Raw genomic sequence first — 9,337 nt, 5'->3', positions numbered from 1 at the left:
AACCTCCTCGGGCGATTGGCGCAGGGGTAGCGCGCTTCCTTCACACGGAAGAGGTCACTGGTTCGAAACCAGTATCGCCCACCAGAGTGCCCCGTCGGATTTATTTCCGACGGGGATTTTTGTTTGGCGTGTAGCCGCTCGGGTTTTCTGATTAGAATAATGCTGTTGTTAATTCGTCCTGTGAATGCTCTCCCTTGATAGGAACGCTTGATTCTTTCCTGTGATGGGACTGCGGAGTTAGAGGCTCCTGGGGCCTAGCCACTCTTTGGAGTTGGGGCCCTTCAGGTTTGGGACTCTTCGGGTTCTAGCGGGCTGTGGGGGTGTGGAAAGTGGTTAGCGAGGCTCTATTGGAAACTAAGCTAGAACAAATAAGCGGTGAGGCGCTGGCTAAAATCGCCCGTGAAGAAGGACTTACGCTGCCGATAGAGCAAACTGAGCACTGGGATCGATTCGACCGCGTTTATGACCGAGAAAACTTTGGTAAATACGCGTTCTACGTAGATAACCGGTGTGCTGCGCTCATGTCTTTTACAGTTTTCGAACTGCGGGGCGTGCGTTTTTTGTGGGCAAAACGTGGGCCCGTGTGGCTTAGACGGCAGTCGCCCGACATGGAACGGACACTGCGAAAAGCCTTGATTGCCGAAACGCGCAAACGTGACAAAACAATCGTATTCATCCGCCTCCACGCCCGATACAGCAGTAAAGACACGTACGACCTAGTCCAATCCCTGCCCTACGACCACACTGTGAAAATGAAAACCATGGGTGGGCAGTGGGACCAGATTATGGGCGAACTCACCGCGTCTGCTCGAAAACGATTCCGCCGCGCAATCCGAAAAATGCGTGCAACCCCAGCTGCGCAAACAGTCGATCTGACTCAATGCACGCAAGCGAAGTTCAAACAGGTTTACGACGTCCTGGTAGAAACCGCTGACCGCGACGGATTTGGAGTGCACCCACCGCACGTGTACTGGAACATGTTGCGCACCCTAGGGGCGAAGCACGCGCGCCTATACGGCATAGAAATCGAAGGGCAAGTCGCCGCGTGGACCCTGGTGGTTATGAATGGGGACTGCGCGTGGGCGTACTACGGTGCCCACTCGGCTGCGGCGCGCAAAATTAGTGCGGCAGAATACTTAGATCTGTGGATTGGCCACCAGCTCGGCAAGGAAGGCTACGTAACGTTTGACCTCATGGGAGTCGACTCAATGAGGGTCCCGGAACTGTTCACCGTCGGGCAGTACAAACGCAGGTTCGCACGCCATGAAACGGAAGTGGATGGGGCGTGGGAAGTACCGGTGAACACTCCGGTGTACTTGGCGCTGCGTGCAGCAGCGTGGGCAAAGCGTGCGTTAGGGAGCATCAGAAACTAGGGTGTGTGAGCATCAGAAACTCGCGTTAATGAGTATCGGAAACTCGCGTTAGTGAGCATCAGAAACTAGGGCGGGGGTACCAGCCGGGGGAGCCGCGTTTTATCCCCGACCCGAACCGCGTAAACTAGGATCTGTTTGAGAATGCAGGCACGTTAACATTTAAGGAGATCCAGTGGCGCAAGACACTGCCGTAATAGATGGCGACCCCGTCCAGGTCGAACCCGGCACAACGGGGCTGGACCACTACCGGGACCGCCGCGACGTAGTGGCGATGCGAGTAGATGGCCAGGCCAAAGACCTCGCGGAAACAATCGCGCCCGGCCAACAGATTGAAGCTATCACCATCGGGTCCGAAGAAGGCCTCGCGATCTTGCGACACTCATGCACGCACGTGATGGCGCAGGCAGTGCAGGAACTTAACCCACAGGTGAACCTCGGAATCGGACCGCCGGTAACTGACGGTTTCTACTACGACTTCGGTAACGTCGAACCCTTCACTCCGCAAGATCTGAAGAAAATTGAAAAGATCATGAAACGCATCGTGAAAGAAGGGCAAACGTTTCGTCGCCGCGTAGTCACCGAAGCGCAGGCGCAAGAAGAACTGGCGGACCAGCCCTACAAGCTGCACCTCGTGGGTTCTAAAGGGCAATCCGAAGAACTCGGGGAAGGCGCGTCCGTTGAAGTGGGCGCCGGGGAACTAACGATGTACGACAACGTGCGCCGAAACGGTGACGTTGCCTGGAGTGACCTGTGCCGCGGCCCTCACGTTCCCACCACGAAGATTCTTGGCAACGGCTTTGCTCTCACCAGAACCTCAGCAGCCTACTGGCTTGGCGACCAAGCAAACGACCAACTTCAACGCGTGTACGGCACAGCCTGGCCCAGCAAAGAAGAACTGCGCGCGTACCAAACGCGGATGGAAGAAGCTGCGAAACGCGACCACCGCAAGCTTGGGAACGAACTTGACCTATTCTCGTTCCCCACAGAAATCGGCTCCGGCCTAGCGGTGTTCCATCCCAAAGGCGGGATCGTCCGCATGGAGATGGAAGAGTACTCGCGGCGGCGCCACATCGAAGCCGGATACGACTTCGTGTACACTCCGCACATCACTAAAGCGCAGCTGTTTGAAAAGTCTGGGCACCTCAGCTGGTACAAAGACGGTATGTTCCCCGCGATCAGAGTCGATGAGGAACTAGCTGAAGACGGGCACGTGAAACACGCGGGGCAGGACTACTACCTCAAGCCCATGAACTGCCCCATGCACAACCTGATTTTTGCATCCAAAGGGCGGTCATACCGGGAACTACCGCTGCGGCTATTCGAGTTCGGAACGGTGTATCGCTACGAAAAATCCGGGGTCGTGCACGGCTTGGCGCGCGGACGGGGCTTCACTCAAGACGACGCGCACATCTACTGCACGCGCGAGCAAATGAAAGACGAACTCACGTCACTGCTGCAGTTCGTGCTCGACCTGCTGAAAGACTACGGGCTGAACGACTTCTACCTGGAACTGTCCACGAAGAACCCAGATAAGTTCGTGGGTGGGGACGACGTGTGGGAAGAAGCGACACGCACCCTGCAAGACGTTGCCACCGCCTCGGGGCTAGATCTGGTGGCTGACCCGGGTGGAGCTGCTTTCTACGGTCCGAAAATCTCGGTGCAAGCCAAAGACGCGATCGGGCGCACGTGGCAAATGTCCACGATCCAACTGGACTTTAACCTGCCGGAGCGATTCGAGCTAGAGTACACTGCGGCGGATGGTTCCAGGCAGCGGCCCGTCATGATCCACCGCGCCCTCTTCGGCTCGATCGAACGTTTCTTCGCCGTACTAACTGAACACTACGCGGGGGCGTTCCCCGCATGGCTCGCGCCCGTGCAGGCACGCCTAGTTCCGGTTGCGGACGTGTTCACCAACTACGCGCAGAAAGTTGCTGACCGGTTGCGCGCCCAGGGGGTTCGCGTGGAAGTAGACGAGTCCGACGACCGGTTCGGTAAGAAGATCCGCAATGCAACGAAAGAAAAGATTCCATTCACCCTAATCGTGGGTGGAGACGACGAGGAAGCGCAAGCGGTTTCATTCCGTCTGCGGGACGGCTCGCAGCAAAACCAAGTGCCGATCGACGAGGCCGTGCAGCGGATCGTGCAGGCAATCCAGACGCGGAGTAACGATCTGTAATGCAAACGGAAAGTTTCGAAGATCTCGCGGGCGTACCCGACTGCTTCCAAAGACTGTGGACCCCGCATCGCGCGGCCTACATTGGAGGAGAGGCGAAACCTGCCTCTAAAGATGCTGCGGACTGCCCGTTCTGTGCGGCTCCGAACCTGGAGGACGAAGAATCCCTGATTGTGTTCCGGGGCGAGCGGGCGTTCGTAATCATGAACCTGTTCCCGTACAACGCGGGTCACGTGTTGATCTGCCCCTACCGTCACGTGTCGGACTACACGGATATCACGGGTGAAGAACGCATCGAAATCGGGGAGTTAACCGCCCAGGCCATGCGGGTTCTGCGGCGAAGCGCCAACCCCCAGGGATTTAACCTGGGCATGAACCAGGGCAGCGTTGCGGGCGCGGGAATCGCCGCTCACCTGCATCAACACGTGGTTCCCCGGTGGGCCGGTGACGCGAACTTCCTGCCTATTATCGGGCAGACAAAAGCGGTGCCAGAACTACTTGCTGACGCGCGAGCACGCCTGGCGGCCGCTTGGAAAGAGGAAGCCAAATAGATGCTGGGAACACACGGCAGGGGATTAGCGAAACGAGTTTTCACCGCGCCTGCACGAGCACTTGCCCGCATGGGGGTGCGGGCTAACCACGTCACCATTGCTGGCACAACGTTGACCGTGATCCTATCTGCCGCGCTGCTGGCTCCCGGCTACTGGGCGGCCGGAGCGATCTCATTGGGAGTCGTGTTATTCGCCGACTCTCTCGACGGGACGATTGCGCGGCTCACTGGGGAATCCTCACACTTTGGTGCGTACCTGGATGCCACCTTGGACCGCGTGGGGGACGGCGCCGTGTTCGGTGCCCTCGTGTTCTCTTTCACTAACCTGCCGGCCGGGTGGATGCGCACGTGGCTGCTGATCGCGGGGCTCATCACCATGGTGGGGGTCGCAACGGTGCCGTATGCGAAAGCCCGCGCCGAAGCCGAGGGGGCGCACGCGTCCGTGGGGATTGCCGAGCGCACAGACCGGCTCGTGATCGCCCTCGTTGCCGCTGGGCTCACCGGGTTCGGCCTGTCCATGTGGCTCGTTGTGATTGCGATGACGTGGCTGGCGATTGCCACCGCCATAACTGTTTTCCACCGCACCGTAGTGGTCTACCAGCAGCTCCAAGCGCGGTGATGGCGTGGACCTGACACTGAGCCTGTTCCAAGCGGCAGCTCACCTCACGGACGCCACGAGCGAAGCGGTGGGCTACCGCATTGGCCGCGCGGTTGGACAGCTAAACAACGCGTCAAATACGCAGCTGAGCCACAACCTCAAGCGCATTGATCCAACGCTAAATAAGCGGGATATACGAGAGGCCGTGGCGCGCTACCTGTGTATGTTCGCCCAAACCCCGCACCTGCACAAAATGAGCCAGGCGCAACTGGGACGCGCCGTAGACATTCCCCGCACGCACGAGTTACGGGCGCATGCGCGGCGGGGGCAGGTGATAATCGCGCTCACGCATTCGGGTAACTGGGATATGGCGGGTGCTTACGCGCACCACTACATCGCGCCCGTAGTTACAGTTGCGGAAGAACTTGCGTCGCACGCCTTGTTTGAATACTTCACCCGCACCCGCGCAGACGTGGGGATTGAAATTTTGCCTGCCCGGCACGGCATTTTTAATAGTTTGCTTGAGGCCGTAAAGAACCGGCACGTGCTGGTACCCCTGCTGGCGGACCGGGACATCACGGGACGGGGAGTGCAAGTGCAGTGGTTCGACCGCCTGGCGTTGGTGGCAGCTGGCCCAGCAGCGCTGGCGCACCGCTTGAACGCGCCCCTGTACGCCGGGTACGTTACTGGGCGTTTATACAGGGAGGGAAGCCGGCGACGCATGGGCTACCGGGTGCACCTGATTCCCGTGAAGCTCGGTGCGGACGTGGCGCAAACGAGCCAGCGGTGGGTGTCGGCCCTGGAGCCGGTTATGCGGGGTAATCCGCTAGATTGGCACATGATGCAAAAACTATTTGTTGAGGATTTGGATCTGCAGCGCCTGGAGCGAGCTCGCCGAAAAGTTCAGGAGGCGCAGTGAGAATCGGGATTGTCTGCCCCTACAGTTGGGACGTGCCCGGTGGCGTACAGTTCCACGTGCGTGATCTGGCGCAAGAACTAATGCGCCGCGGCCACGAGGTGTCTGTGATCGCGCCTGCTGAGAACGACGTTCCTGAGTTCGTCACTAGCGCCGGTGGTGGGTTTACCGTCAAGTACAACGGTTCGGTTGCGAAACTGTCGATGAGCCCCATCGCTTACCGGCGCACCGTCAAGTGGTTGCAAGCCGGCGATTTCGATGTCTTGCACGTGCACGAACCGCTGGCTCCATCGATTAACTTGATTGCGATTGCACAGGCAACCTGCCCGGTGGTGGCCACGTGCCACTCGGCAATGGAAAAGTCCCGAGCGATGGCTTGGGCCACGCCGCTGTTCGCCCCCCTGTTGGAACGCATTGACGGGCGGATCGCGGTGTCTGCGGAGGCGCGACGGACCGTGGTGCAACACCAGGGTGGGGACGCGGTGATCATTCCAAACGGCGTGTACACTCTGGCGTTCCGCCAGGCACAACCTGAACCGGCGTGGCAGCAGAGTGCGCAGCGGCCAGTGGTGAGCTTCCTCGGCCGGTTAGACGAGCCGCGCAAAGGCTTGCCCGTGCTGGTGGGGGCGTTCAACCAGGTGCTGGCGCGGCATCCGGGAGCACGGTTTTTGATTGCCGGTAAGGGGTATGCGGAGCAGGCGCGCGCAGCCGCCGCTGAACTGGGCGATAGTGTCGAGTTCCTAGGGCCAATTACCGATGCGCAGAAGGCATCGTTGTTCAGCGGGTCAACCGTTTATGTGGCGCCGCAAACCGGTGGGGAATCGTTCGGTATCGTGCTGGTGGAAGCGATGGCTTCCGGTACCGCAGTGATAGCTTCTGACATTGAAGCATTCCGCCTGGTGCTTGAGGATGGGAAGCTGGGAACCCTGTTTAGCACGGGTGATAGTCAGGCGCTGGCGAACGCGATTAACGTGGCTCTGGATGACCGGGCGCATACCCAGCGGCTGGCCCAGCTGGGGGAGCGGGCGTGCGCAAAATACGATTGGGATACGGTTACTGACCAGGTGTTGACGGTGTATGACACGGTGATTGGGTCGCGCGATCACGGTGTGCCGTCACCGACGCTGGTTAACCAGGTGCGGAACCTATTTGACCGAAGGAGCAGTATTTGAGTAAGTGGATCGCAGTGACCGCCCTGGTGGTCGTTGTGCTGATTGGGTTGTTAGTTTCTAAAGCCCGGCGGCTCGACGCGCTCCACCGGCGAGGCAATGGTGCGTACGCACTTTTGTGCCAGCGCCTGGAAGAGCGTTGGGAGCTTGCCGGTAAAGTTGCGCAGCTTTATCCACATGCTCCGCAAGTCCCTCAGCGTGCTTGCGATTTCCCCACTCAAACGAATGAATCACAGCTGAGCCGTTGGATTACCGCGGTGCGGCCCCTGCTGGAACAAAACGAGTCGAATCTGGATCAGCCCGCCACAGCCCTTTTGCAAAAACTGGACGATAATGCGCTGGAACTTCAGGTGGCCCGCCGGTTTTACAATAACGAGGTGGCTACAATTAGGCGCCTGCGGCTCAACTGGGCAGTGCGCCTATTTCATTTAGCCGGTCGCGCCCCCATGCCCGAATCATTCGACATGGACGACGGTGAGTAACGCCCGCCCGTGAATGCGCGGCAGAGCATTGCACGAAGGCGCGAGCGATCATTCTTAAAAGCCGAGTTGACGGGAGGTATTTGTCTTGTTGCAAGCAGAAAACGAGTGGCCGATTGCGCCAGACGGTTTACCGACCCGCGATGCTGCGCGCGTGATTGTCATTTCAGCAGACCACCACGTATTGTTAGTTAAAGGACACGATTTCTCTGAGCCAAATCGCCAATGGTGGTTTACTATCGGAGGTGGCCGAGAAAAATCTGAGGACGCACGGGAAGGAGCGCGACGTGAACTCTGGGAAGAGACGGGTTACGACGCCTCCACTAGCGATTTCATCGGTCCCGTAATCTACCGCGACAGCATTTTCCGGTTCGCCGATCGCGATCGCCGCCAGCGGGAGCATTTCTTCTTGCTCTATACAAGCCGCTTCGAACCCGCTAACGCCGCTTGGACAGCAGATGAGCAACGCGTGCTAGACGAAATGCGGTGGCTTCCGATTAGTCAACTTGCGCAGCTTAAAACCCCGATTTATCCGGCGCAATTACCATCGTTATTAAACCGGTGGATGGCGGATGGCTGGGATGGGAAATGCGTTACTATCGCTGTGTGAAGCAAGCATTTTAAACTTTTAAGACAGAGAGGAACATTCATGTCAGGACACTCTAAGTGGGCGACTACAAAACACAAGAAGGCAGCGATTGACGCTAAGCGCGGGAAATTGTTCGCTCGGCTTGTGAAGAATATTGAGGTTGCCGCCCGCACCGGTGGGGCAGACCCGGCCGGCAACCCCACTCTTTACGATGCGATTCAGAAGGCGAAGCGTCAGTCGGTGCCGGCGGACAATATTGACCGCGCCGTGAAACGTGGATCTGGCGAGGAAACCGGCGGGGCGAACTGGGAAACCGTGATGTACGAAGGGTACGGCCCAGCTGGGGTGGCGTTCCTAGTGGAATGCCTAACCGACAACCGCAACCGCGCGGCCTCCGCGGTGCGCGTCGGATTCACGCGCAACGGGGGGAACTTAGCTGACCCGGGTTCCGTGTCTTACCTTTTTAACCGCAAGGGCGTCATTGAAGTACCGAAGTCTGAGGGACTTACCGAGGATGACCTTTTGATGGCAGTGCTCGATGCGGGCGCGGAAGAAGTTGTGTCCGAAGGGGACACGTTCCGAATCATCAGTGAACCTCAAGACCTGGTGCCGATGCGCGAAGCGTTGCAGAAGGAAGGGATTGAATACGATTCTGCTGAATCCTCGTTTGTCCCCACCACGCTAGTGGACTTGGACTTAGAAGGGGTGAAGAAGGTGATGCGGATGGTGGATGCACTGGAGGACTCCGATGACGTGCAGAACATCTACACGAACTTCACCGCGTCCGACGAGGTACGCAAGCAACTGCAGGAAGAAGACGCGTAGGTCTTGCGAATACTAGGGATCGACCCGGGCCTCACGCGGTGCGGAATCGGTGTGGTCGATGTCGATGAAACGCGGCGGGCCACACTGGTTCACGTCGGTGTGGCCCGTTCCGATAAGAACCTCGCCACGCACTTTCGGCTGCGCAGCATAGCGGACGAAATCGATCGGGCTCTGGAACGCTTTGAACCGGAGGTCGTGGCGATAGAACGCGTTTTTGCGCAAGAAAACCTCCAGTCCGTGACCACCACCATGCAGGTGATGGGTGCGGCCATGGTGTGCGTGGGGCGGGCGGGTCTTCCCCTGGCGATTCACACGCCCTCAGAAGTAAAGGCGGCGATCACCGGTTCCGGGGTGGCGGGGAAAGCACAGGTGCAGCACATGGTTGCGCGCGTCCTCAAACTAGAAAAGCCCCCTAAACCAGCGGACGCAGCGGATGCATTAGCGATCGCAATCTGCCACGGGTGGCGCGGCAGTGGCCTGCAGGGCGCCAGCGCGGACGGGCAGTTTAACGTCACGCTTTCCGGTGGGGTGAAGGCGAAGCAGAATCTCACGCCAGCGCAGCAGCAGTGGGCGCAGGCTCTGGCGACCTCGCGGCAAAAAGGTGCGGTGGATCCGCGGTTGCGGCGACACTGATCGGCGGTTGGTAATATGGTTCGCAGTTCAGC

General features: G+C 58.8%; 10 protein-coding genes and 1 tRNA gene. All 11 read left to right on the top strand.

Annotation, left to right across the window (positions count from 1 at the left end; all coding sequences use genetic code 11):
- Positions 1-9 precede the first annotated feature (9 nt).
- The 11 genes from QS713_RS06490 to ruvC all read left to right on the top strand — a co-directional run bounded on the left by QS713_RS06490 (position 10) and on the right by ruvC (position 9,305).
- A tRNA-Val gene (locus QS713_RS06490) sits at positions 10-84 on the top strand.
- A gap of 263 nt (positions 85-347) precedes the next feature.
- The gene (locus QS713_RS06485) at positions 348-1,373 is read left to right on the top strand and encodes a lipid II:glycine glycyltransferase FemX (RefSeq protein WP_313273523.1); all 1,026 of its coding nucleotides are present in this window, start codon (positions 348-350) and stop codon (positions 1,371-1,373) included.
- Positions 1,374-1,545: 172 nt separating this feature from the next.
- Complete coding sequence (thrS, locus tag QS713_RS06480) at positions 1,546-3,549, top strand: threonine--tRNA ligase (protein ID WP_313273520.1); 2,004 nt, start codon at positions 1,546-1,548, stop codon at positions 3,547-3,549.
- Positions 3,549-4,097 carry an HIT family protein gene (locus tag QS713_RS06475; RefSeq protein ID WP_313273518.1) on the top strand — a complete coding sequence of 183 codons (549 nt, stop codon included), beginning with the start codon at positions 3,549-3,551 and terminating at the stop codon, positions 4,095-4,097. Before thrS ends, QS713_RS06475 begins: the two co-directional genes overlap by 1 nt.
- Positions 4,098-4,715: a phosphatidylinositol phosphate synthase gene (pgsA, locus tag QS713_RS06470; RefSeq protein ID WP_313273515.1), complete on the top strand. Its 618-nt coding sequence runs from the start codon at positions 4,098-4,100 to the stop codon at positions 4,713-4,715.
- 4 nt (positions 4,716-4,719) lie between these two features.
- The gene (locus QS713_RS06465) at positions 4,720-5,613 is read left to right on the top strand and encodes an LpxL/LpxP family acyltransferase (protein WP_313273512.1); all 894 of its coding nucleotides are present in this window, start codon (positions 4,720-4,722) and stop codon (positions 5,611-5,613) included.
- On the top strand, positions 5,610-6,782 hold the full coding sequence (locus tag QS713_RS06460) for a glycosyltransferase family 4 protein (protein WP_313273510.1): 1,173 nt from the start codon (positions 5,610-5,612) through the stop codon (positions 6,780-6,782). The genes QS713_RS06465 and QS713_RS06460 overlap by 4 nt, the downstream gene beginning before the upstream one ends.
- Positions 6,779-7,261: a hypothetical protein gene (locus tag QS713_RS06455; protein ID WP_313273508.1), complete on the top strand. Its 483-nt coding sequence runs from the start codon at positions 6,779-6,781 to the stop codon at positions 7,259-7,261. Before QS713_RS06460 ends, QS713_RS06455 begins: the two co-directional genes overlap by 4 nt.
- Before the next feature lie 85 nt (positions 7,262-7,346).
- Positions 7,347-7,868: an NUDIX hydrolase gene (locus tag QS713_RS06450; protein ID WP_313273506.1), complete on the top strand. Its 522-nt coding sequence runs from the start codon at positions 7,347-7,349 to the stop codon at positions 7,866-7,868.
- A 39-nt stretch (positions 7,869-7,907) separates the two neighbouring features.
- Positions 7,908-8,672 (top strand): YebC/PmpR family DNA-binding transcriptional regulator, encoded by a 765-nt coding sequence (locus QS713_RS06445; RefSeq protein WP_102215739.1) that lies wholly within the window; start codon positions 7,908-7,910, stop codon positions 8,670-8,672.
- Positions 8,673-8,675: 3 nt separating this feature from the next.
- Entirely contained in the window at positions 8,676-9,305 is a 630-nt protein-coding gene (gene ruvC, locus QS713_RS06440; protein WP_313273503.1) for a crossover junction endodeoxyribonuclease RuvC, read from the top strand.
- The last annotated feature ends 32 nt before the right edge of the window (positions 9,306-9,337 follow it).

Source organism: Gleimia hominis (assembly GCF_032085515.1).
GTDB lineage: Bacteria > Actinomycetota > Actinomycetes > Actinomycetales > Actinomycetaceae > Gleimia > Gleimia hominis.
This window is presented reverse-complemented; position numbering and strand designations above follow the sequence as displayed.